The sequence below is a fragment of the Serratia sp. Nf2 genome (assembly GCF_003028435.1).
GTDB classification, from domain to species: Bacteria; Pseudomonadota; Gammaproteobacteria; order Enterobacterales; family Enterobacteriaceae; genus Serratia; species Serratia marcescens_L.
On the sequence record NZ_PYTW01000001.1, the window covers coordinates 129,379 to 151,667 of the forward strand.

General features: G+C 61.6%; 17 protein-coding genes. 5 read left to right on the top strand and 12 right to left on the bottom strand.

The annotated features are described in order from the left end of the window. Positions 1 to 12 precede the first annotated feature (12 nt). Both C9411_RS00600 and fes read right to left on the bottom strand, forming a co-directional pair. A complete protein-coding gene (locus tag C9411_RS00600) occupies positions 13 to 237 on the bottom strand; it encodes an MbtH family protein (protein ID WP_049199691.1) in 225 nt (74 codons plus the stop codon). A 30-nt stretch (positions 238 to 267) separates the two neighbouring features. Then, the gene (fes, locus tag C9411_RS00605) at positions 268 to 1,575 is read right to left on the bottom strand and encodes an enterochelin esterase (RefSeq protein ID WP_233221853.1); all 1,308 of its coding nucleotides are present in this window, start codon (positions 1,573 to 1,575) and stop codon (positions 268 to 270) included. Positions 1,576 to 1,775: 200 nt separating this feature from the next. On the opposite strand from fes, the gene C9411_RS00610 reads away from it, so the two are divergent. Further along, positions 1,776 to 3,965 (top strand): TonB-dependent siderophore receptor, encoded by a 2,190-nt coding sequence (locus C9411_RS00610; RefSeq protein WP_063989900.1) that lies wholly within the window; start codon positions 1,776 to 1,778, stop codon positions 3,963 to 3,965. A gap of 50 nt (positions 3,966 to 4,015) precedes the next feature. Here C9411_RS00610 and C9411_RS00615 read toward each other — a convergent pair whose 3' ends face one another. Together C9411_RS00615 and C9411_RS00620 are read right to left on the bottom strand one after the other, a co-directional pair. After that, positions 4,016 to 4,636 (bottom strand): transcriptional regulator, encoded by a 621-nt coding sequence (locus C9411_RS00615; RefSeq protein WP_107226217.1) that lies wholly within the window; start codon positions 4,634 to 4,636, stop codon positions 4,016 to 4,018. Positions 4,637 to 4,746: 110 nt separating this feature from the next. Beyond that, entirely contained in the window at positions 4,747 to 6,204 is a 1,458-nt protein-coding gene (locus C9411_RS00620) for an amino acid permease (RefSeq protein ID WP_107226218.1), read from the bottom strand. 618 nt (positions 6,205 to 6,822) lie between these two features. Here C9411_RS00620 and C9411_RS00625 point away from each other — a divergent pair. Then, on the top strand, positions 6,823 to 8,097 hold the full coding sequence (locus C9411_RS00625; RefSeq protein WP_063989903.1) for a Glu/Leu/Phe/Val dehydrogenase: 1,275 nt from the start codon (positions 6,823 to 6,825) through the stop codon (positions 8,095 to 8,097). Positions 8,098 to 8,136: 39 nt separating this feature from the next. On the opposite strand, the gene C9411_RS00630 is transcribed toward C9411_RS00625, so the two are convergent. Beyond that, positions 8,137 to 9,675 carry a long-chain fatty acid--CoA ligase gene (locus C9411_RS00630; protein ID WP_107226219.1) on the bottom strand — a complete coding sequence of 513 codons (1,539 nt, stop codon included), beginning with the start codon at positions 9,673 to 9,675 and terminating at the stop codon, positions 8,137 to 8,139. 135 nt (positions 9,676 to 9,810) lie between these two features. Between C9411_RS00630 and C9411_RS00635 the strand changes: the two genes are divergently transcribed. Then, a complete protein-coding gene (locus tag C9411_RS00635; protein ID WP_107226220.1) occupies positions 9,811 to 10,380 on the top strand; it encodes a DJ-1/PfpI family protein in 570 nt (189 codons plus the stop codon). A 7-nt stretch (positions 10,381 to 10,387) separates the two neighbouring features. Here the strand turns inward: C9411_RS00635 and C9411_RS00640 are convergent, their stop codons facing one another. The 7 genes from C9411_RS00640 to C9411_RS00670 form a co-directional block, all read right to left on the bottom strand. Further along, positions 10,388 to 10,741 carry a DUF1493 family protein gene (locus tag C9411_RS00640; protein ID WP_049200624.1) on the bottom strand — a complete coding sequence of 118 codons (354 nt, stop codon included), beginning with the start codon at positions 10,739 to 10,741 and terminating at the stop codon, positions 10,388 to 10,390. Positions 10,742 to 10,898: 157 nt separating this feature from the next. Continuing rightward, positions 10,899 to 12,341, bottom strand: a complete 1,443-nt coding sequence (locus C9411_RS00645) for an efflux transporter outer membrane subunit (protein ID WP_146158846.1) — start codon at positions 12,339 to 12,341, stop codon at positions 10,899 to 10,901. A 1-nt stretch (position 12,342) separates the two neighbouring features. After that, positions 12,343 to 15,480, bottom strand: a complete 3,138-nt coding sequence (locus C9411_RS00650) for an efflux RND transporter permease subunit (protein ID WP_107226222.1) — start codon at positions 15,478 to 15,480, stop codon at positions 12,343 to 12,345. Position 15,481: 1 nt separating this feature from the next. Then, entirely contained in the window at positions 15,482 to 16,624 is a 1,143-nt protein-coding gene (locus tag C9411_RS00655) for an efflux RND transporter periplasmic adaptor subunit (protein ID WP_107226223.1), read from the bottom strand. Between the two features lie 124 nt (positions 16,625 to 16,748). Further along, the gene (locus C9411_RS00660) at positions 16,749 to 17,375 is read right to left on the bottom strand and encodes a hypothetical protein (protein ID WP_146158847.1); all 627 of its coding nucleotides are present in this window, start codon (positions 17,373 to 17,375) and stop codon (positions 16,749 to 16,751) included. Positions 17,376 to 17,453: 78 nt separating this feature from the next. After that, positions 17,454 to 18,134, bottom strand: a complete 681-nt coding sequence (locus C9411_RS00665) for a bifunctional 2-polyprenyl-6-hydroxyphenol methylase/3-demethylubiquinol 3-O-methyltransferase UbiG (RefSeq protein ID WP_107226225.1) — start codon at positions 18,132 to 18,134, stop codon at positions 17,454 to 17,456. A gap of 76 nt (positions 18,135 to 18,210) precedes the next feature. Next, complete coding sequence (locus C9411_RS00670; RefSeq protein ID WP_107226226.1) at positions 18,211 to 19,350, bottom strand: agmatine/peptidylarginine deiminase; 1,140 nt, start codon at positions 19,348 to 19,350, stop codon at positions 18,211 to 18,213. A 143-nt stretch (positions 19,351 to 19,493) separates the two neighbouring features. On the opposite strand from C9411_RS00670, the gene C9411_RS00675 reads away from it, so the two are divergent. Both C9411_RS00675 and ggt read left to right on the top strand, forming a co-directional pair. After that, complete coding sequence (locus C9411_RS00675; RefSeq protein WP_063989913.1) at positions 19,494 to 20,357, top strand: LysR substrate-binding domain-containing protein; 864 nt, start codon at positions 19,494 to 19,496, stop codon at positions 20,355 to 20,357. Positions 20,358 to 20,518: 161 nt separating this feature from the next. Further along, entirely contained in the window at positions 20,519 to 22,192 is a 1,674-nt protein-coding gene (gene ggt / locus C9411_RS00680; RefSeq protein WP_107226227.1) for a gamma-glutamyltransferase, read from the top strand. Positions 22,193 to 22,289: the final 97 nt, after the last annotated feature.

A 22,289-nucleotide genomic window follows, 5' to 3' on the forward strand; every position in this document is an offset into this window, starting at 1 on the left:
GCTGCCTGGCGCTTAACGCGCCGCATCCGCCGCTTTCAGCGCCGCCGGCCGCATGTCCTGCCAGTGCGTTTCGATGTAGTCGATGCATTCGCCGCGCGACGCCGGCCCCATCAGCACGCGCCACCCCTGCGGCGTGTCGGCAAACTGCGGCCACAGCGAATACTGCTGCTGCGCGTTGACCAAAACGGTGAAACGGAGGCTTTCGTCATCGAACGGGTTTTGTTGTTCCTGAGTCATTTTCATTACCTGTCTGTCAAAATGTGTGGGTTATTTCATCGCGGAAAGCAGCTGGCGCACGCCGTCCACCAGGCCGCCGCGCCAGCAGAGCGCATCGTGCCCGCCGGAAAACACGCGGTATTCGGCGCGGTGCCCCGCCGCCGTCAGCGCCTGATGCATCTGGCGATTGACGAATTCGATGTCCGCCTCCCGATCGCCGGCTTGCTGAATCACGGTGAGCGTGGGCGCCGCCGCGTCGCGTTGCCGAACCTGGCGTATCAGCCAGCCTTCCTCCAGTTCGTGGCGTTTTTCGAACTGGGTAACGAATTGCACCGTGGGCCACCAGAAGGAACCGGACTGGCTCAGCACGTGGCCGAAACGTTCCGGCCAGTGCACACCGGCATATAACGCTGCCAGCCCGCCGTAGCTTTGGCCGGCGACGACGGTGCGCGCCCCTTCCTCGCTGAACGCTTCGCGCTTCTGCGCCTGCGGCAGCAGCTCTTCGATGATTGCCTGCCAGAAGGCGGCGTTGCAGGGCAGCTCGTTTTCCCGGTGTTCACCGTCGATCGCATCGATCAGCAGCCAGCACGCGGGCGGCAGGTGCCCTCTTGCCGTTTCGTGCTCGATCACCGGCAACAGCGCGTGCCTTTCGATCCAGTTTTGGCCATCGAGCAGTAGCACCAGCGGGCGATTCGCTTCCACCGCCGCGTCGCCGCTGGCATACAGCCAAACGCGCCGCTGGTTATCCAGACGTTCGCTGCGCCACTGAAAAAGCTGTAGCCGCGCCTCGTCCCATGGCCGATCGGCGGCCTGCCAGGCGCTTTGATCGTCGGCATCCGGCCCTTGCGCCAGGGAAACCGGCCGCGGGCGATGAGACGGCCCCAGCGAGAGGCGATTCAGCGGATCGGCGATCGCCAACGGGAACAGCGATACCCACCAGGCGCGCTGCTGGCGGTCGCGCAACGTTTCGTCGTCGCTGAATACGGGGGGAAGATCCCGATCGGTAATAGGGATCAGGCTATAGCTGCCGCGCCAACGGCGATCGATAACGGCGGCGCCGTACCAAACGTCGGTGCCGGGGAGCCTGGTCAGGCTGCTGGGGGACGTGCTGTGGTGATCGGTAATGCCGTTGATATCGGCGTAAACGCGGCGTATTGGCGAGTGCCGTTCATCGCCGGCGGGATCGCGCCACAGCCAGGTCATTTTGACGTGGCGGTCATCGTGCGGCTCGACGATGGGCGTGCCGTGTGAGGCCACCTTCTGCCACCACGCAGGCTGTCCTGCCGCCTCTTCACGCAGCCATTGCGCCGCCAATCCCTCATGACCGCTTTCTGGCCTCTTTTCCGGCAAAAACTCCATAGCGCCCCTTACATAACACGAGTGATTTTTACAAAACCTGACAATCGTATTGATACTCATTATCATTTTCAATACTATTTGTCGGATTTTTACCGTCGTGCACACACGGCGTTTCCGCGTCGACGGGAGAAGACCGCTTGTCGGCATTTCGGGGTTTATCAGGGTGGCATGACACACAACGCAGGTATGCAGGAGAGATAATGAAGATTAAAAACAAAGGGATAGCAAACGGAAATGCGGAGGCGACGGCCGCCAAGCGTCTGTTGCTGGGATCGGCGCTGGCCTTACTGCCCTTGGCGCAACACGCGTCCGCCGCGGCGGACGAGACGATTTTGGTGACCGCCGACGCGCAAAACAGCGTGACCGCGCCGGTCAAAGGGATCGTCGCCAAAGAAAGCGCCGCCGGCACCAAGACCGCCGCCCCTCTGCGCAAAACGCCGCAGTCCATCTCGGTGGTCACGCGCGAGCAGATGAACGATCAGGAGCCGGCGTCGGTCGCCGACGCGCTGAACTACACCAGTGGGGTGATCACCACCTACCGTGGCAACTCCAACCGCAATGACGAAGTGATCAGCCGCGGCTTCCGCTATGCGCCCAAGCTGCTCGACGGCCTGCACTTTGGCCTCTCGAGCCAAAACGGCGGCGCCGGGCAGATCGATCCCTGGCTGCTGGAGCGCGTGGAGATGGTGCATGGCCCGGCCGGCGTGCTGTACGGCCAGGTCAGCCCCGGCGGCGTGGTGGTGATGACCAGTAAACGCCCTACCGCCCAGAGCATTCACGAAGTCAAATTCAGCACCGGCAACCGCCATCTGGCGGAAACGGCGTTCGATTTCGGCGGCAAACTCAACGACGACAACACCCTGTTCTATCGCCTGAACGGTATCGCCAGAACCGAGCATGAGTTTGTCAAAGACAGCAAGCAGCAACGGGTGGCCATCGCGCCGGCCTTCACCTGGCTGCCGAATGAAGACACCAGCTTTACGCTGCTGACCAGTTACCAGAACGATCCGAAAGCCGGATCGCGCAACTTCCTGCCGCGTGCCGGCACGCTGTTCCCGACCAGCGCGGGCTATGTGCCCTATGACTTCAACGTCAGCGAACCCAGCTTCAACAAGTCGCGGCGCGAGCAGGCGTCGATCGGCTACAGCCTCGAGCATAACTTCAGCGATGCGCTGTCGTTTACCCAGAACCTGCGCTTCACCCACCGTGATGAAGACTATAAATATCTGGTTTATAACGTAAACTCGAAGGTTAACGACCACACCGTCACCCGCATGGCGCAGCATGAAACGCAGATGACCAACGAGTTTGGCGTGGATAACCAGCTGAAGGGCCTGTTCGACACCGGCGAGGTGAAGCACACGGTGCTGGGCGGGCTGGATTACCGCTACAGCCATATCGATTCGAAGATGTATCGCGATCGCGGCAACGATTACCCGATCGACTGGGCCAACCCGGTTCGCCCCAGCATCGATGGCAGCACGCTGGCGCTGGCTTCCAGCGATTTGAAGACGCTGAATCAGATCGGGGTGTATCTGCAGGACCAGTTGGAGTGGAATAACTGGAACCTGCTGCTGTCCGGTCGTCAGGACTGGTCGCAGGTCAACACCCGCGATCGCACCAGCGGCGGTAAAGAGCAGACCTACAACGATGCCCAGTTCACCGGCCGCGCGGGCCTGCTTTACGCCTTCGACAACGGCATTTCACCGTACGTCAGCTACAGCACCTCGTTCGATCCTAACCTGTACCCAAGCGCGCCGGGCGCCGATCCGCTCAAGCCGACCACCGGCAAACAAACCGAGGTGGGCGTGAAATACCAGATCCCGGGCGGCAACACCCTGCTGACCCTCTCCTGGTTCGACATTACCCAGCGCAATGTGGCGTCTTACAACCGTCTCACCTCCGCCTACGAGCAGATCGGTGAGGTGAAATCCAAAGGGATTGAGGCGGAAGTGCACGCCCAACCAACGCCGGAAATCAAGCTGACCGCCGCCTATACCTACACCGACGTAGTGACCAAAGACTCAAACTCGGCGGACGAAATTGGCCACAGCCCGGCGGGCATCCCGCGCCACGCGGCATCCGCCTGGGGCAGCTACAGCTTCCTGAGCGGCGCGCTGAACGGCCTGACCGTCGGCAGCGGCGTGCGTTACATCGGCGATGCGCCGGCCGACGCCACCGGCCAGTACGACGTACCGCACTACACGCTGTACGACGCCATGGTGAAATATGACCTCGGTCAGGCCTCGTCAGCGCTGCGCGGTGCGGCGCTTCAGCTCAACGTGCAGAACCTGACGGACAAGAAATACGTTTCATCCTGCAGCGGCGAGTACGCCTGCTTCTACGGCAGCGGCCGCAGCATCATCGCTTCGGTCAACTACCGCTGGTAACAAAAATGGGCGGCCAGCGCCGCCCATTTCTTCCGCCTTTCCCGCCGCCTTTACTCCTGCTTCAATTCCCGCAAATGCTTGTACACCGTGGCGCGCCCCATCGACAGCACGTTGGCGATGTAGTCCGCGGCGCTTTTGGCCTTGAACGCCCCCTGATGATAGAGATCGCTGACCAGCCGCCGTTTCTGTTCGCGGCTCAGCGCGCCGAGCGCGGCGTTTTCGCGCCGCAGCCAATCGTGCAGGAAGGTATTGATCTTCTCCTGCCAGTCATCTTTGAACAGCTCTTGCGGCTGTGGCTGCAGCCGCGTGACCGACAGGAACATGTCCAGCGCGTTGCGGGCGTCCTCGAACATCGCGGTGCTCAGGTTGATGCACAGCAGATAGCTGGGCTTGCCCTGCTCGTCGCGCGCGGCGATGCTCACCGAGCGCATCTTTTTGCCGTCCCAGTTCAGCTTCTCATAGGGGCCGGTCACGCCGGCGCCGCCGGCGAGCTCGAAGTCTTCCAGCCCGGCGTCGTCACCCGGTTTGCGCTTCGACAGGTTGTTCGCCAGATAGGCAATCTTGTTGGTGGCCAGATCGTGGATCACCACTTCTGCATTCGGGAAAAACAGCGCGGAAATGCCGTCGGCGACCGATCGCAAAAGTTCGAGTTGAGAAGAAGAGTTCGGCACGCTGGGGTGTCTCCGTATGGCCCGGTTTGGTTTGCGGTTCAGCCGCTTAGCATACCGCAGTTGCCGCCGCTTGCCGAGTCGAGCGGCGGCAACTGCGCATCCTTCGCCGGTTATTCCGCCTCGGCGCCACGCCGATAAAACACGTAGCTCTCGCGCGCCACGCTGTCACGGACCCGATAGCGCCAGATCAGGCCGAGCGTGGTAAACCACAGCGGCATGCTGCATAGCGCGATCAGCATATCGCGATCGAACACCATCAGCACTAGCGTAAAGGCGAAAAATGCCAGCGTCAGCCAGGCCATTGCGACCCCGCCCGGCATTTTGAAGTGGGAACCGGCGTGCAGATCCGGCCGCTTCTGGCGATATACCAGGTAGGCGACCAATATCATGCCCCAGCTGTAAACCACCAGGATCGCCGCCACGGTAGAGACGAGGGTGAACAGCGTCATGACGTTCGGCACCAGCACCAGCAGCAAGGTGCCGGACACCATGCAGAAGCAGGAAAACAGCAGGCTGCGGATCGGAATGGCCGTGGTGCGGGACAGAATGCGGAACTGGCCGTGGGCGTGCTTTTCCATCGACAGGCTGTACAGCATGCGGGTGCTGGAATACACCCCGCTGTTGGCCGAGGACATCGCCGAAGTCAGCACCACAAAGTTGATCACCGCCGCGGCGGCCGGCAGCCCCGCCCGATCGAACAGCATCACGAACGGACTGCTGTCCGGTGAAATGTGGCTCCACGAGGTGACGACGATAATGGTCAGCATCGAGCACACGTAGAAGACGATGATGCGCGCCGGGATCGCGTTGATCGCCTTTGGCAGCACCTTCTCCGGGTTTTTGGTCTCCGCCGACATCGTGCCCAGCAGCTCGATGCCGGTACAGGAGAAAATGGCGATCTGGAAACCGGCGAAGAAGCCGAAGATGCCGTGTGGCATGAAAATGGCGGGATCGGTGACGTTATGCAGCGAAGCGGTCACGCCGTCCGGCGAGGTCCAGCCGCTGAACACCATCCAGACGCCGGTGGCAATCAGCGCGACGATCGCCACCACCTTAATCATCGCGAACCAGAATTCGGCTTCGCCGAACATCTTGACCGATAGCATGTTGAACAGACACAAGAACCCCAGCGTCAGCAGCGCCGGCAGCCAGGGCGAGACGTTAGGCAGCCAATACTGCACGTAGCCGCCGCACACCACCACGTCGGCAATGCAGGTCACGACCCAGCTCAGCCAGTAGGACCAGCCGAGAAAAAAGCTGGCGCGCGGCCCCAGGTATTCGGAGACGAAATCGGCGAACGAACGATAATCGAGCCGCGTGAGCAGCAGCTCCCCCATCGCCCTCATGACCATGAACATGAAAAAGCCGACGATGGCGTAAGTCAGTACGATGGAGGTGCCCGACAGCGCGAGGGTTTTCCCGGCGCCCATAAACAGCCCGGTGCCGATGGCGCCGCCGATCGAAATCAGTTGAATATGGCGCGCGCTCAGCCCGCGCTGCAGGGTTTGGGCACAGTTTGGCCCTTCGGCTGAACCTGGGTTCAGCCGATCGCAGTGATTTTTTTTCATGGTATTACCTGTCCGTCATTAAGGCGATTAAGCAACCGATGTGCGGCTGCAGCAGGAGTGAAACGCCCGTGGGCGCTCTAACCGGCAATAAAATTGAGACCGAACGCTGCCCGCCCCGTTGTAACAGGGAGGTAATAATAATGGGTGCCGAGAAAATGCTCTCGTGAGCCGCGTAGCGCCCACGTTTGGCGTACAAAGCCTGAGCGTGGTGGGTAAACACTACAATATCAAATGGTTATACTTTCCCTTGTGCAACAAAAAAACGACGCCGGAGCCGTTTTAACATTAATTTAACTCTGGCGAGGGGAAATGCCATTGTCAACATGGCAGTTAAATAAAATGAAACTTTTTGATCACATTCAAGCTTCTGAAAAATAGATAAAAAGGGTTTTTATGCGCTTTATATGCATAAATTATGCATGTGCTCGCTCACCACCGACAAAAAGTAATTAACTATTCATTTATCGCCCTGCAGGCGGCGAAAAACCGCCCGCTGGCCCGATGAGAGGGGGGCTAACAACCGGCATAATTAGTGGTAAATTTAGCGTCGCAAAGTGTTATGCGCTTGCTAATCCACGGTTAAACGAAATAAATACCTCTAATATATAAAGGTTGGTTATGGAAAAGCTATCCTACGCTTCAGACAGCAGCACCACCGCTTGGGCTACATATCTGCAACAAATCGATCGCGTCGCCCCTTACCTCGGCGAGCTGTCACGCTGGGTTGATACGCTGCGTCACCCTAAGCGCGCTTTGATTGTTGATATCCCGCTGCAGATGGACGATGGCACCATCCGCCACTTCGAAGGTTTCCGCGTACAGCACAACCTGTCGCGTGGGCCGGGTAAAGGCGGCATCCGCTTCCACCCTGACGTCGATCTGAACGAAGTGATGGCCCTGTCCGCCTGGATGACCATCAAGTGTGCCGCGGTCAACCTGCCGTACGGCGGCGCCAAGGGCGGCATCCGCGTCGACCCGTTCAAACTGTCTGAAGGTGAACTGGAGCGACTGACCCGCCGCTACACCAGCGAAATCGGCTTCATCATCGGGCCACAGAAAGACATTCCTGCGCCGGACGTCGGCACCAACGCCAAAGTGATGGCCTGGATGATGGACACCTACTCCATGAACCACGGCACCACCATCACCGGCGTGGTCACCGGCAAGCCAATCCACCTCGGCGGCTCCCTGGGCCGTGAGAAAGCGACCGGCCGCGGCGTGTTCGTCACCGGCAGCGAAGTGGCCAAACGTCTGGGCGTGCAAATCGAAGGCGCCAAAGTGGCGGTACAAGGCTTCGGTAACGTGGGCAGCGAAGCGGCTCGCCTGTTCGTTGGCGTCGGCGCACGCGTCGTCACCATCCAGGACCACTCCGCCACCCTGTTCAACGCCGATGGCATCGATCTGGCCGCGCTGACCGAATACCAGGTCAAGCACAAGCAGATCGCCGGCTTCCCGGGCGCCAGCGAGATCGAAAGCGAAGCGTTCTGGTCAGTCGACATGGACATCCTGATCCCGGCTGCGCTGGAAGGCCAGATCACCCGCCAGCGCGCTGAAATCCTCAGCGCCAAGCTGGTGCTGGAAGGCGCCAACGGCCCAACCTTCCCAGAGGCAGACGACATTCTGCGTTCCCGTAACATCACCGTGGTCCCGGACGTTATCTGTAACGCCGGCGGCGTAACGGTCAGTTACTTCGAGTGGGTGCAGGACATGGCGAGCTACTTCTGGAGCGAGTCCGAGATCAATGAGCGTATGGACAAAATCATGACCGACGCCATGGTCCACGTCTGGAACAAGGCGGCCGAGAAAGAGTGCAGCCTGCGCACCGCCGCTTACATCGTGGCCTGTGAACGCATCCTGACCGCACGTAAAGAGCGCGGCATCTACCCAGGTTGATGCCCGTATCCCGGCCTGCCCCGGCAGGCCGGATTTTCCTCAGCGCAAACAGCGCTTCAACACCTTACCGGTGCTGGTCATCGGCAAACGCTCGACGAACTCGACGATGCGCGGATACTTGTACGCCGCCAGCCGCTCCCGGCTCCAGGCAATAAGCGTTTCCTCCTCGATGGGCTCTTCCGTCTCTTTCAACACCACTACCGCTTTGATCTCTTCGCCCAGCGACGGGTGTTCAACGCCGATCACCGCCACCAACGACACCGCCGGATGGCGAATCAGCGCCTCTTCAATCTCGCGCGGATAGACGTTGAACCCGCCGCGAATGATCATGTCCTTGGCCCGATCGACGATGAAATAGAAGCCGTCGGCGTCGCGGCGCGCCAGGTCACCGGTGAGGAACCAACCGTTTTCCAGCACCTCCGCCGTCGCTTCGGGGCGATTCAGGTAACCTTTCATGATGTTGTAACCGCGCACCGCGATCTCCCCGACCTGATCGATGCCGTCGACCGGCTGCCCAGTGGCGTCTAGCAGGCGCACCTCCACGCCCCAGATCGGTTGACCGATGGAGCCGGGTTTGGTCACGCGGTGGGGATGGTTAAAGGTGGCGACCGGGCTGGTCTCCGACAGCCCATATCCTTCGAGAATGTTGACGCCGAAGCGGCGCGAAAAATCCTCCAGGATCTGCAGCGGCAGGCTGGCGCCGCCAGACACCGCTATACGCAGCGTGCTGCGCAAGCGTTCGATATCCGTGTGTTCATCCAGCGCATTCAACAGCGCCCAATACATGGTCGGCACTCCGGCGAAAAAGGTGATGCCGTGCCGTTGCATCAGCGCGATGGCCTGCGCGGCGTCGAAGCGCTCGACCAGCACCAGAGTGGCGGCGGCGGCAAACCCGGCGTTCATCTGCACAGTCGAACCAAAAGTGTGGAACAGCGGCAGCGTGACCAGGTGACGATCGGGGGCCGTCTCCGAACCGTCGAACAGCCGCACCGATCCCAAGGCGTTGAGCACCAGATTGGCGTGGGTCAACTCCGCCCCTTTGGCGCGGCCGGTGGTGCCGCTGGTATACAGCACCACCGCGGTGTCGCTTTCGAGCGTCGTCGCCGAAGCGAATTCGGTAGCCTGCTCGGCTATCGCCGCGCTGAAACGCTCTCCCTCGAGCGGCAACCGATCGCCGATGATAAACACCTCGCGGCACTGCTCCGCCTTCGCCGCCGCCCGCAGCGCTTCCTCCCCCAGCGGCAGGCCGCTGCTGCCCTCAAAACAAAACAGCGCCACCGCCGCCGAATCCGCCAGGTAATAGTCGAACTCTGCGCTTTTCAGCAGAATATTCAGCGGCACCACCACCGCGCCGCTTTTGAGAATGCCGTAATAGATAGCCGGAAACTCCGGCCGGTTCGGGCAGGCCAGCGCCACCCGTTCACCGGGCCGCACGCCGCGCGCAGCCAACAAATTCGCCACCCGATTGGCCATGTCGTTAAGCGCCCGATAGCTGAGCGGGTTGTCGTCCTGTATCACCGCCGGCCGCTCCGGCCAGGTGCGCGCACTCTCTTCAAGCAAGGTAGCCAGATTCAGCATCGGGGATCCTCCCTGGGGTTGAGCGGCGAGAAAAGCGCCGCAGTATCACGAGTATAGATAGGCGCTTTGTGGTTCGCATTCCCAGGGGCACTGGGCTATACCTTAGGCAATCCCTATCCCGCAGGAGTTGTGATCATGAGCAAGAAAAAGATCCTGATGCTGGTCGGCGACTACGCCGAAGATTACGAAACCATGGTGCCGTTTCAGGCATTGCAGATGATCGGTCATTGGGTGGACGCCGTGTGCACCGGCAAAGACGTCGGCGATTACATCCAGACCGCAATCCACGATTTTGACGGGGCGCAGACCTACAGCGAGAAACCCGGCCACCGCTTCACCCTGAACGCCGACTTCGCCGCCGCCAAAGAAGAGCACTACGATGCGCTCTTGATCCCCGGCGGCCGGGCGCCGGAATACCTGCGCCTGAACCCCGACGTGATCGCGCTGGTGCAGGCGTTTGACGCCGCGAAAAAACCGATCGCCGCCGTTTGCCACGGCCCGCAGCTGCTGGCGGCGGCCGGGGTGTTGAAAGGCCGCACCTGCAGCGCCTACCCGGCCTGCGCGCCGGAAGTGCGGCTGGGCGGCGGTCATTATGCGGAGATCGGCATCGATCAGGCGCACGTCGACGGCAATCTGGTCACCGCCCCGGCCTGGCCGGCGCATCCGCAGTGGCTGGCGAAGTTCGCCGAGGTGTTGGAACAGTAACGCGGCGCTAGCGGAGCTGCTCGATCAGGAAGTGGATGTCGTACAGCCAGCGTTTGGCGCGCGCGGAACGCACCAGCATCGACACGCACAGCGGCCGGGGGTGTTCTTTGCAGGCTGAGGGGGAAAACCAGCGCCCGGTGTTGGTCGGGGGCTGGAAATACAGTTCGTGATTATAGTTGCCGCTGTCGACGCCGAAGGTATCGAAGTAGCGGCGCATCAGCGTATTGGAATCGCTGAACGACAGGTTGAGCGCGGTGTTAATCTCGGTTTCCGGGGTGATGGCTACGCCCTTCTTCAGCCGCCCTGATGCGTTGAAGGCGGCGATAAGCGCGATGACCTGTTGCTGAATGTCTTCTGCCATGACGACCTCGAGCCGGTATGTATAAAAGATGAATGCGGTTCTCTGTCTGACTCTGCTCACCGCGGCGAGTTCTGACCGCCGGCCGGGTTTTCTGTTTCTTTACACTTTCCATAAAAAAACCGCGCGCAGCCAAATGCCTGGCGCGCGCGGTCGACGGTTAGCGGCTGAGCGTCGTCTGGTCGGCGAGGACGCCATCCCCCTGCCGCTCGGCGGTAACGCCGCCGCCCAACACTTTATACAGGGTGGCCTGATTGTCGTACGCGGTCTGCTGCGCGGCGATCAGCGCCTGTTGCGCCGTGTACAGCGTGCGCTGCGCGTCCAGCAGCGTCAGGTAGCTGTCCACGCCCTGGCGGTAACGCAGCTCGGCCAGGCGATAATATTGTTGCGCCGCCCCCACATAGCCGGTTTGCGCCGCCAGCTGTTCCTGCAGCGTGGCTTTGCGCGCCAGCGCGTCGGCGGTTTCCTGAAATGCCGTCTGCACCGCTTTCTCATAGGTGGCGACATACAGGTCTTTCTGCGCCTGGGTGTAGTTGAGCTGAGCCGTGTTATAGCCGCCGCTGAAGATCGGCAGGCTGATGCTCGGTGCGAACGACCAGACGCCGGCGCCGTGGCTGAACAACGAGGAGAGTTCACCGCTGCCCACGCCGCCGCTGGCGGTCAGGCTGATCGACGGGAAGAACGCCGCCCGCGCCGAGCCGATATTGGCGTTGGCGGATTTCAGGTTATGCTCGGCCTGCAGCACGTCCGGCCGCTTCAGCAACACTTGCGAAGAGACGCCGGTCGGCAGATCGCGCATGATCCCGCCCAGCGCCTCGATGCCACTCGGCAGCAGGTTTTCCGGCACGCTTTGCCCTACCGCCAAATCCAGCGCGTTTTTCGCCTGTGCAGCGCTGGTGGCGTAGCTGGCGGCGTCCGATCGCGCCTGCTGATAGACGGTTTCCGCCGACGCCACGTCAACCAGCGACGCAATCCCGTGCTGCTGATTGTTACGCGTGACGTCCAGCGATCGTTTGGCGCTCGCCATCGTTTGCTGCGCCACCGCCAGATTGCTGCGCTCGGCCGCCACCGCCACCCAGTCGGTGACGATATCGGCGATCAGCGTCAGACGGGTGCTTTTCGCCGCCTCCGAGTTCGCCAAATAGGTTTCGAACGCAGCGCGCGACAGGCTGGCGTTTTTGCCGAACAGATCCCACTCGAATGCGCTGACGCCGGCCGCGGCTTCGTAGCTTTGGCTCAGCGCGGTGGCGTTGCCGTTACCGGTCAGCGCCCGCCCGCGGCTGCCGTCGGCGGTGGCATTGATTGTCGGGAACAGCGCCGAGCGCTGCTCACCATACAGGGCGCGCGCCGACGCGATATTGGCGATCGCCTCGCGCAGATCGCGGCTGCTGTTCAGCCCCAGCGCCACCACCTGGCGCAGCCGGGCATCCTGGACATAGTCGCGCCAGGCGACGTCCGGGTAGCTCAGCGCCTGGTTGCCGCCGGCCTCGCCCTGCGGCAGGTTGGCGGGCACCGGCGACGCCGGGCGCTGGTAGTGCGGATCCAGCGACAGACAGCCGGTCAGCAGCAGCGGTAAAGTTAACATCATGACTCGTTGCAACACGTTATTCTCCTGCCTGTGACGGCGGGTTGGCGGGCCGACGGGTAAACATGCGGCGCACCAACACATAAAACAGCGGGACGAAAAAGATGGCCAATACGGTGGCGGTGATGGTGCCGCCGATGATGCCGGTGCCGATGGCGATGCGGCTGTTGGCGCCGGCGCCGCTGGATACCGCCAGCGGCAGCACCCCGGCGGTGAACGCCAGCGAGGTCATCAGGATCGGCCGCAGGCGCATGCGGGCCGCGTGGACCGCCGCGCCAATCAGCGTTTCGCCCCGCTGGTGCATCTCCTCGGCGAACTCGACGATCAGAATGGCGTTCTTCGCCGACAGGCCGATGATGGTGAGCAGCGCCACCTGGAAGTAGATGTCGTTTTCCAGCCCGCGCAGGGTGATCGCCAGCAGCGAACCCACCACGCCCATCGGCACCACCAACATGACCGCAAACGGAATCGACCAACTCTCATACAGTGCCGCCAGGCACAGGAACACCACGATCAGCGAAATGGCGTACAGCGACGACGCCTGGCCGCTGGTCAGCCGCTCCTGATAGGACAGCCCGCTCCAGGAATAGCTGCTGCCGGCGGAGAATGTTGCCGCCAGCTTCTCCATCTCGCTCATCGCCGTACCGGAGCTGACGCCAGCGGCGCCCTGCCCGGTGATCTCGAACGATGACAGCCCGTTATAGCGCGACAGATTTTCCGGCCCGTAGATCCAATGCGAAGACGCAAAGGCGGAGAACGGCGTCATGCTGCTGGCGCCCGACGCATTGGTGCCGCGAACAAACCAGCGGTCGAGATCTTCCGGCTTGGCGCGGTACTGCACATCGCCCTGCATATAGACTTTTTTCACCCGGTTGCGGTCGATAAAGTCGTTGATGTAGGTGCTGCCGAACGCGCTGCTGAGGGTGCTGTTGACGTCGGCGGCGCTCAGGCCGAGTGCCTGCAGCTTGCCGTTGTCGATCTCCACCTGCAGCTGCGGGGTATCCGGCAAGGTGTTGGCGCGCACCGCCAGCAGCGCCGGGTTGTTGCCGGCGGCGGCAACGATCTGGTCGCGCATCGCCTGCAGCTCGGCGCGGGTGGTCGCTCCTTTGGCCTGCAGCTCGAAGGTGAAGCCGTCGGACTGGCCGAAACCGTCGATCGCCGGTGGGCTCATGGAGAAGACCTGGGCGTCGCGCAGCGAGGCGAAGTGCGCCATGGCGCGTTTGGCGATGGCGTCGGCGGTGTTCGCGCTGCCGCTGCGCTGGCTCCAGTCTTTGAGGCTGACGAACGCCATGCCGGCGTTTTGCCCGCTGCCGCTGAAGCCGAAACCGTTGATGGTGAAAATGGTGCTGACGTTGGCCTTTTCCTGGTCGAGGAAATAGGCGGTCACCGCTTCGCTCACCGCCGAGGTGCGCGCGTTGGTGGCGCCGGCCGGCAAGGTGTACTGCACCATCACCGTGCCCTGATCCTCGTTGGGCAGAAAGCCGGTCGGCAAACGCAGGTACATCACGGCGGCGGCGATCAACAGCAGGCCGTACAGCAGCAGATAGCGCGTCGGCCGGTGGATCACCCCGCCGACTTTGTCGGCGTACTTCTCCTGCAGCCGGTCATAGCCGCGGTTGAATTTGCCCAGCAAGCCCTTGTCGGTCTGCGCGTCGTGCGCCGGTTTTAGCAGCGTGGCGCACAATGCCGGCGCCAGCGTCAACGCCAGCACCACCGATAGCACCATCGAGGAGACGACGGTGATCGAAAACTGGCGATAGATCACCCCGGTGGAGCCGCCGAAGAACGCCATTGGCAGAAACACCGCCGACAGCACCAGCGCGATGCCGACCAGCGCGCCGGTGATTTCGCGCATCGATTTTTCCGTCGCCTCGCGCGGCGGCAGCTTATCCTCACGCATCACGCGTTCGACGTTTTCCACCACCACGATGGCGTCGTCCACCAACAGCCCGATCGCCAACACCATGCCGAACAGCGTCAGGGTATTGATTGAATAGCCGAACGCCGCCAGCACGCCGAAGGTGCCCAGCAACACCACCGGCACGGTGATGGTCGGGATCAGCGTGGTGCGCAGGTTTTGCAGAAACACGAACATCACCACCACCACTAACGCCACCGCTTCGAACAACGTTTTCACCACCTCCTCGATCGAAATGTTGATAAAGTCGGTGCTGTCTTTCGGGTAGGCCACCTTGTAGCCCTGTGGCATCGCGCTTTGGTATTCCGCCACCTTGGCCTTCACCAGCTTGGCGGTGTTGAGCGCGTTGGCGCCCGCCGCCAGCTTGACCGCGATCCCCGCCGCCGGGTGGCCGTTGAGGTGCGCGCTGGCGGAGTAGTCCTCGTTGCCCAGCTCAATTCGCGCCACGTCGCCCAGCCGCACCAGCGCGCCGCTGCTGTCGCTTTTCAGGATGATATTGCGAAACTGTTCCGGTGTTTGCAGCCGCGACTGCGCCTTTACCGTGGCGGTCAGCTGCTGATCGGCGGCGGCCGGCAGATCGCCGATCTTGCCGGCGGACACCTGGGTGTTTTGCGCTTCGATCGCTGTCTGCACGTCGGAAGGCATCAGCGCATAGCTTGCCAGCTTGGTCGGATCCAGCCAGATACGCATCGCGTATTCCGAGCCGAACACCTGCACGTCCCCCACGCCCTCGATGCGCGACAGCGGATCCTGCAGGTTACTGACCAGATAGTCGGAAATATCGGCCATCGTCGCCTTGTCGCTTTCGTCATACAGCCCGACGATCAGCAGGAAGCTGCTCTGGGATTTCTTGACCGTCACGCCCTGCGCGGTAACCGCGCTCGGCAAACGGCTTTCCGCCTGCTGCACCTTGTTTTGCACCTGCACCTGAGCGATATCCGGATCGGTGCCCTGATCAAAGGTGACGTTGATGCTGACCGAGCCGCTGGAGCTGCTGGTCGAAGAAAAATACAGCAGGCCGTCCAGGCCGGTGAGCTGTTGCTCAATCACCTGTGTGACGCTGTTTTCCAGCGTTTCCGCGTCTGCGCCCGGGTAGGTGGCGGAGATGGAAATCTGCGGCGGTGAGACGTCCGGGTACTGCGAAACGGGCAACGAATTGATCGACATCAGGCCGCACAGCATGATGATGATGGCGATCACCCAGGCGAATACCGGCCGCCGGATAAAGAACTGCGCCATATCACTGCTCCTCGCGTTGGGTTTTGTCGACCGAGACTTCAACCGGCTTCACCGCGGCGCCGATCGCGACCTTGCTGGTGCCCTCGACGATCAGGCGATCGCCTTCGTTCAGCCCGCTGCCGATCAGCCAATTACTGCCCACCACCCGTTCGGCGCTGACGGTGCGCTGCGCCACTTTGTTCTGTTCGTCCACCACCAACGCGGTGGCTTCCCCTTTGGCGTTGCGGGTTATGCCCTGCTGCGGCGCCAGAATCGCTTTGGGATCGACGCCGTTATCCACCGTGGCGTGGACATACATGCCGGGCAGCAGCTCATGTTCGGGGTTGGGGAACACCGCGCGCAGCGTGACCGAACCGGTGGCTTCGTCCACCGCCACCTCGGTCAGCTCGAGCTTGCCGGCGTGGGCATAAGGCGAACCGTCCTCCAGTTTGATGGCGACTGGCGTGACCGCGCCGCGCTGTAACGCCGCCTGCTGGCGCCGCAGTTTAAGCAGCTGCGCGCTGGACTGGGTCAGATCGACATAGATCGGATCGAGCGCGCGGATGGTGGCCAGCGCATCGGTTTGACTGGCGGTAACCAGCGCGCCCGGCGTCACCGACGAGATGCCGATACGCCCGGCGATCGGCGCCCGCACCTGGGTATAGGCGAGGTTGATGCGCGCCGTCTCCAGCGCCGCCTGATACTGGGCCACCGACGCCACGGCCGCCAGATAGGCCGCTTTGGCATCGTCCGCATCCTGTTGTGAAACGCCGTTCTCTTTCACCAGCGCCGCATAGCGCTGCGACTTGAGCCGGGTGGATTGCACCGTGGCCTGGGCGTTTTTCAGCTGGGCGGCGGCCTGATCGTAGCTGGCCTGATAGCTGGATGGGTCGATTTGATACAATACCTGCCCGGCCTTGACCTCGGCCCCTTCGGTAAACAGCCGCTGCTTGATAATCCCGTCGACCTGCGGCCGCACGTCGGAAGTCATGGTGGCGTTGACCCGGCCGGTCAACTCGCTGCTCAGGGTCACTGACTGGCCGCGCAGCGTGACCACGCCGACCTCCTGCTCACCGCCCGCGCCGGCTGGCGCACCGGCGTTTTGCCCATCGCAGGCGGCCAGCAACAGCGACAGCCCCAGCACCAAAAGCGTTTTCCTCTGCATTGCAATACGATCCTGTTGAGAATGACTATTCTCAATATATCGAATGCCGGAATGCGCTTCTGAAAGGGTTGCGTAAGGATTGAGTAAAATCTTGTCGAAGCGGGAAACGGAGGAGCAATATCGTTCAGCGTGGTTTCAGCACATTGCCGCAGCGATTTTTAGCCAATGCAATAAAGCGTTCCACTTCAGCCGGCGGCTGCGTCGTTTCAGTCGTAGTAGGCTCTTGCTCCCGATGAGCATCGCTCGCCGGCTGCTTGCAACGATAAACCAGGCCATACAGGGGATGACGTCCGTCTTCGGTCTGATAATAGTGGGCCACGCGGGCAAACGAATAGTAATAATAAGACGTTGAATGTTCTTCGCCGCGATAAACGTTTTGCGTGCCACCGTAGTCGAATGCCAAGTTGGCGGTCTTTTCCATCAACCGATCCAGGTCGTCGATCACCTGTTCGGTACAACGGTTTAATTGTCGCCGCGCTTGTTCATTCAATTTATCGGCATCGTCGTCGGCGCATCGGGTGATATAACCTTCATACTGGAGATTGTCGGCAAGCTGAAGCACAAAATAACGGTATGACTGCCCGGCGATTTTCACCCCCTCACGTTCTTGAATCAGCTTCGCGTCCTGAATGAGATACACCGCCGCCGGATCCTGATTATCGAGCGTAAGCGTAGCGGCACTAGCCCCAATAGCGGGCGCCAAGAGCGAGCCCATAAGCAGGGATAACCGGGTGTTCAAACGAAAGTCCATTGTTTGCGTATCCTAATCCATCATAAATTTCGCCATCTTATCTCGTCAGCGGCGGCGTACCGAGCGCCGCGTAGGATTTTATGGTTTGACCAACCTGAACACCGTTTTGGTGCGCCAATAGTAATCGATCGCCGCCGCGATATCCGGCATCCAGCCGTCCGGCTCATAGGGCACGAAGCCGGAAAAGCCCAACCGGCGGGCAGAGACCTGGAACCCCTCGGCGGAGAAAATGCGCGCATAGTCGGCCAGCGAGCGATCCTGCACCACGGTATGCGTCTGCTCAGCTACCCTTTCGCGCCACTGCGGCCACAGCGGGTTGCCGGTGTGGCAACCGGTCACCGCATAGTAAACGCCGCCCGGCTTCAGCGCCCGCAGCATATCGGCGGCATGTTGCGCAATGTCTTCGATCAGGTAGATGACTTCATGGCTGAAGGCGATATCAAAGTGGCTATCCCACCCGTGCAGCCGCGTGTCGGTTTGATAAACCACCGGCAGGTTCCCTTTTAGCCGGTTGGCTTCATCGACGGATTGGCGCGCGATATCGACGCCAACCGCCTGCTGGAATGGGCGAATTTGGTGCAGTAAACGCAAAAAGCCGCCCTGATTACAGCCAAAGTCCAGCACGCTGACACCGGAGAGTTCATTTTCCGGCACCAAACCGATCAGATGGCGCCAAATAGGCGCATGGCCATAGGCCATGGCCTGTTCTGCGTGCGGATCGCGATACCAGGTGGGAATGCTCAAGGGTGAGTCGTTCATTATTGCCTCCTTATGTTTCCACTCAGCCAACCACACCCTATGGCGACAAACAACCGCGTGCGCATTTTTTGAACATTCACCGTTCCGGCTTGCCATGCACCGGCAGTTGGTTGGTTGCGCAGTGAATGCCGCCGCCGCCGGCCGCGATGGCATCGATCTCCAGCTGCACCACCTTGCGCTGCGGATAGAGCGCCGTCAGCAGCTCAAGCGCCGCCCGGTCCGCCTGCGGATCGCCAAACTCCGGGGCGATCACCGCGCCGTTGATGACGAAATAGTTGATGTAGCCCGCCGCAAAATCCGGGTTGTTGCGGCTGAATCGGCTGTCGCGCGGCGCCAGCGGCGGCGAAAGCGTATGCACCTGCAGCCGGCGGCCGTCGGCGTCGGTCGCCGCCTTGAGGAGCGCCAGATGTTGCTGGGTAACCGCATGGTCATAAGAGGCCGGATCGGTGTCCAGGTTGGCCACCACTACGCCCGGCCGCACGAAGCGGGCGTAAAAATCGACGTGGGCGTCGGTGATGTCTCGGCCTTTAATGCCCGGCAGCCAGATAATTTTGCGCAAGCCGAGCATCGCTTTCAGCTCCTGCTCTACCCGGTCCCGGCTCCAGCCCGGATTACGGTTCGCATTCACCCAGCTGCTTTCGGTCATGATGCCGGTGCCGTGCCCATCCACTTCGATACCGCCGCCTTCGCCTGTCAGTGCGCTGCGGCGCAGTTGAGCGGCACCGTAACGATTGGCGGCAAACGCCGCCAGGCGCGCATCCTTGGCATGCCGCTGTTTATTGCCCCAGCCGTTGAAGTTGAAATCCACCGCCCCGAGTTCGCCGGCGCCGTTGACCACGAAATTGGCGCCGAAGTCGCGCACCCAGATGTCATCCAGCTCGGTGACGACATAGCTGACGTTGTGGCTGCCGCAAGTGGCCTCGGCCAATTGTCGTTCGCGCTCGCGGCAAAATACCGTCACCGGCTGAAACTCGGCGATAGCGCGGGCGATACGCCCCTGCGCCGCCTGCACATCCGCCGTGAATTCGCCCCAGATGGCCCGCTGCGCGCCAAAGGCGAGAAACGCCCGTTGTTGCGGTTCCCCTTCGTCGGGCATCCGCCAGGCCGGATTAAGCGCAGCTTCTGCGTGACCGCGTAACGAAATGCCCAACGAAGCCGTCAGACCGACTCCGGCGACGGCGGAAAGCTGTTTAATAAACACGCGGCGAGTTGACATTAAAGACCTCTTTTAATCATTTATAATTCAAAAAGTTAACCGAATAATTCACGTTTATGCGGTTGAATCTTACGCTAGTCTTCCCCTGCCACCGCGACAAACGATATATTTAGTGGATATCTGATTAGACAGGCTTATCGATAATGTTAAAACACTGGCCCCCCTTGAGCGCGCTGCGCGGTTTCGAAGCCGCGGCGCGCCTGGGCAGTTTTCATCAGGCTGCCGAAGAACTGCACCTTACCCAGTCGGCCATCAGCCAGCAGATCCGCAGCCTCGAAGCATTTCTGGAGCAGCCGTTGTTCTTCCGCACCGGCCGCAGCGTGGTGCTGACCGACGCCGGCCACGATCTGTTCAGCACCGCGCAGGTGATGCTGCAACAGCTGGCCGTTGGCATTCGCCGTTTGGATCAGTACCGCAAACCCAATCAGCTGATCGTCAACACCACCCCGGCTTTCGCCCGCCACTGGCTAATGCCGCGGCTGGGCGACTTCAATCGGCAGCATCCGCAAGTCGACCTGTGGCTGTTCACCAGCTTTGAACCGCCGAATATGGCGACGGACAGTATCGATCTGGCGATCCGCGACGATCTCAGCGCGCAGGCGGACTGCACCTTTAACGTGCTCTGCACCGACCGGCTCTATCCCGCCTGCCACCCCAGCCTGCTGGCGTTGGCGGCAGAGCAGCGCGTAACCCTGCATGGCGAACGGGAGATGGACTGGAGCCACTGGACGGTGGCGGGCGGCGCGCACGTCGGCCAGCGCGACAGCGGGCTGAACTTCTCCGATCCCGGTCTGCTGCTGGACGCCGCCTGCAATGGCCTCGGCATCGCGTTGGTCAGCCAACTGCTGGCGCAGCACGCGCGCGACGCTGGGCTGCTGCAACCGTTAACCGAGCAACGCGTGCGCGGCGCCCACTGGGCGTGGCTGCTGCACCGCGACAGCGAACACAACCCGCTCGCCCGGCACTTCTGCCAATGGCTGCAGTCGGCGTTGCCCGCCGGCGCATAACGCGCCACGTCACGCTTCGCTACTCTGGTCAGGCGGCCCCGCCTGACCGCTGCTACCTTCAATAAAGCGCCGCAACAGCCCGAAGAAAACGCGCTAACCTGCTGTTTCAAAATAATTAGTTGAATTCACCTGATAACTGAAAATCGCTAAAAGGATCGTCTATGTCTGCCGGTTTATTGAAAACGATAGCTCTGAGCGTGGCCCTGGCCTGCACCGTTCCCGCCGCCTTTGCCGCCGACCTGACCGCCGGCGCGGTCGCCGCTCCGGATCAGTATGGCGCCAAAGTCGCCGCGCACATTCTGCAGGCCGGCGGTAACGCGGTCGATGCGGCGGTCGCCACCGCCTTCACCCTGGCGGTCACCTACCCTGAAGCCGGCAATATCGGCGGCGGCGGCTTTATGACGCTGTACGTCGACGGCAAACCCTATTTCCTCGACTACCGCGAAGTGGCACCCAAGGCTGCCAGCAAAACCCTATACCTGAACGAGAAAGGCGAAGTGATCGAAAATCTCAGTCTGGTGGGCAGTCGCGCCGCCGGCGTGCCGGGCACCGTGCTGGGGCTGTGGGAAGCCCACAAGCGCTTCGGCAAGCTGCCGTGGGCCGAACTGCTGACGCCGGCGATCGGCTACGCCCGGCAAGGTTTCACCGTGGCGGATCAGCAGTATCAGTACCGTGAAGACGCCAACAAGCTGTTCGCCGGTAAAACCAACTTTGGCGACTATTTCGGCACCATGAAGCCCGGTACGGTGTTCAAACAGCCGGAGCTGGCCGCCACCCTCGAGCGCATCGCCAAATCGGGCGCCGACGATTTTTATCACGGCGAAACCGCGCGCCTGCTGGTGGCGCAAATGCAGCGCGATAACGGGCTGATTGGCGCGGCGGATTTGGCCGACTATCGGGTGAAATGGCGTGAGCCGATGCGCATCAGCTGGCGCGGCAACACCGTATATACCGCCCCGCTGCCCAGCTCCGGTGGCATTGCGCTGGCGCAGCTGCTGGGGATAAAAGAAGATCGCGCCGCCGATTTCAAGGGCGTGCCGCTGAACTCGGCGCGCTATATCCACCTGCTGGCGGAAATCGAAAAACGCGTGTTCGCCGATCGCGCCGACTACCTCGGCGACCCGGATTTCACTCACGTGCCGGAAGCGCAGCTGATCGCTCCCGATTACCTGAAAAAACGCGCCGCCGAAATCAACCCGACGGCGATCTCACCGACCGAACAGGTGCGGCCGGGGCTGGAAACCCACCAAACCACCCATTTCTCGATCGTCGATGCCGCCGGCAACGCGGTCAGCAACACCTATACGCTCAACTGGGACTTCGGCAGCGGCGTGGTGGTCAAAGGCGCCGGCTTCCTGCTTAACGACGAGATGGACGACTTCAGCGCCAAACCCGGCGTCGCCAATGCCTTCGGCGTGGTGGGCAGCGACGCCAACGCCATCGAGCCGGGCAAACGCATGCTCTCCTCGATGAGCCCGACCATCATCACTCGCGACGGCGAGGTCAGCCTGGTGATCGGCACGCCGGGCGGCTCGCGCATCTTCACGTCGATCTTCCAGGTGATCAACAACCTCTACGATTACCATCTGCCGCTGGCGCAGGCGGTGGCCGCCCAGCGCGTGCACCATCAGCTGTTGCCGAAGGACACCCTCTACTATGACAGCTTTGCGCCGCTGACCGGCAAACCGGCGGACGAGCTGAAGGCCATGGGCTACACCCTCGAAGATCAGGGTTGGAACATGGGGGATATTCAGGCCATCCGCATCGATGGCCGCACGCCGGAAACCGCGTCCGATCCGCGCGGCCGCGGCGTGGGCCTGGTGGTGAAAAAGTAACGCCCCGGCGGCCCGTCTCCGGTTAAACGGGCCGCCGCTCTCTCCGCACTGACTGCCGCGGCCCCCTTTTTCACTCATCTATACTGAATCGACAGGC

Excerpts from the sequence above, each read along its gene's own strand:
- C9411_RS00640 (WP_049200624.1), bottom strand. The coding sequence starts at position 10,741 with ATGGCAGAAGACATTCAGCAACAGGTCATCGCGCTTATCGCCGCCTTC.
- C9411_RS00675 (WP_063989913.1), top strand. The coding sequence starts at position 19,494 with ATGTTAAAACACTGGCCCCCCTTGAGCGCGCTGCGCGGTTTCGAAGCC.
- C9411_RS00670 (WP_107226226.1), bottom strand. The coding sequence starts at position 19,350 with ATGTCAACTCGCCGCGTGTTTATTAAACAGCTTTCCGCCGTCGCCGGA.
- fes (WP_233221853.1), bottom strand. The coding sequence starts at position 1,575 with ATGGAGTTTTTGCCGGAAAAGAGGCCAGAAAGCGGTCATGAGGGATTG.
- C9411_RS00600 (WP_049199691.1), bottom strand. The coding sequence starts at position 237 with ATGACTCAGGAACAACAAAACCCGTTCGATGACGAAAGCCTCCGTTTC.
- C9411_RS00650 (WP_107226222.1), bottom strand. The coding sequence starts at position 15,480 with ATGGCGCAGTTCTTTATCCGGCGGCCGGTATTCGCCTGGGTGATCGCC.
- C9411_RS00635 (WP_107226220.1), top strand. The coding sequence starts at position 9,811 with ATGAGCAAGAAAAAGATCCTGATGCTGGTCGGCGACTACGCCGAAGAT.
- C9411_RS00610 (WP_063989900.1), top strand. The coding sequence starts at position 1,776 with ATGAAGATTAAAAACAAAGGGATAGCAAACGGAAATGCGGAGGCGACG.
- C9411_RS00625 (WP_063989903.1), top strand. The coding sequence starts at position 6,823 with ATGGAAAAGCTATCCTACGCTTCAGACAGCAGCACCACCGCTTGGGCT.
- C9411_RS00630 (WP_107226219.1), bottom strand. The coding sequence starts at position 9,675 with ATGCTGAATCTGGCTACCTTGCTTGAAGAGAGTGCGCGCACCTGGCCG.
- C9411_RS00655 (WP_107226223.1), bottom strand. The coding sequence starts at position 16,624 with ATGCAGAGGAAAACGCTTTTGGTGCTGGGGCTGTCGCTGTTGCTGGCC.
- C9411_RS00660 (WP_146158847.1), bottom strand. The coding sequence starts at position 17,375 with ATGGACTTTCGTTTGAACACCCGGTTATCCCTGCTTATGGGCTCGCTC.
- C9411_RS00665 (WP_107226225.1), bottom strand. The coding sequence starts at position 18,134 with ATGAACGACTCACCCTTGAGCATTCCCACCTGGTATCGCGATCCGCAC.
- C9411_RS00620 (WP_107226218.1), bottom strand. The coding sequence starts at position 6,204 with ATGAAAAAAAATCACTGCGATCGGCTGAACCCAGGTTCAGCCGAAGGG.
- ggt (WP_107226227.1), top strand. The coding sequence starts at position 20,519 with ATGTCTGCCGGTTTATTGAAAACGATAGCTCTGAGCGTGGCCCTGGCC.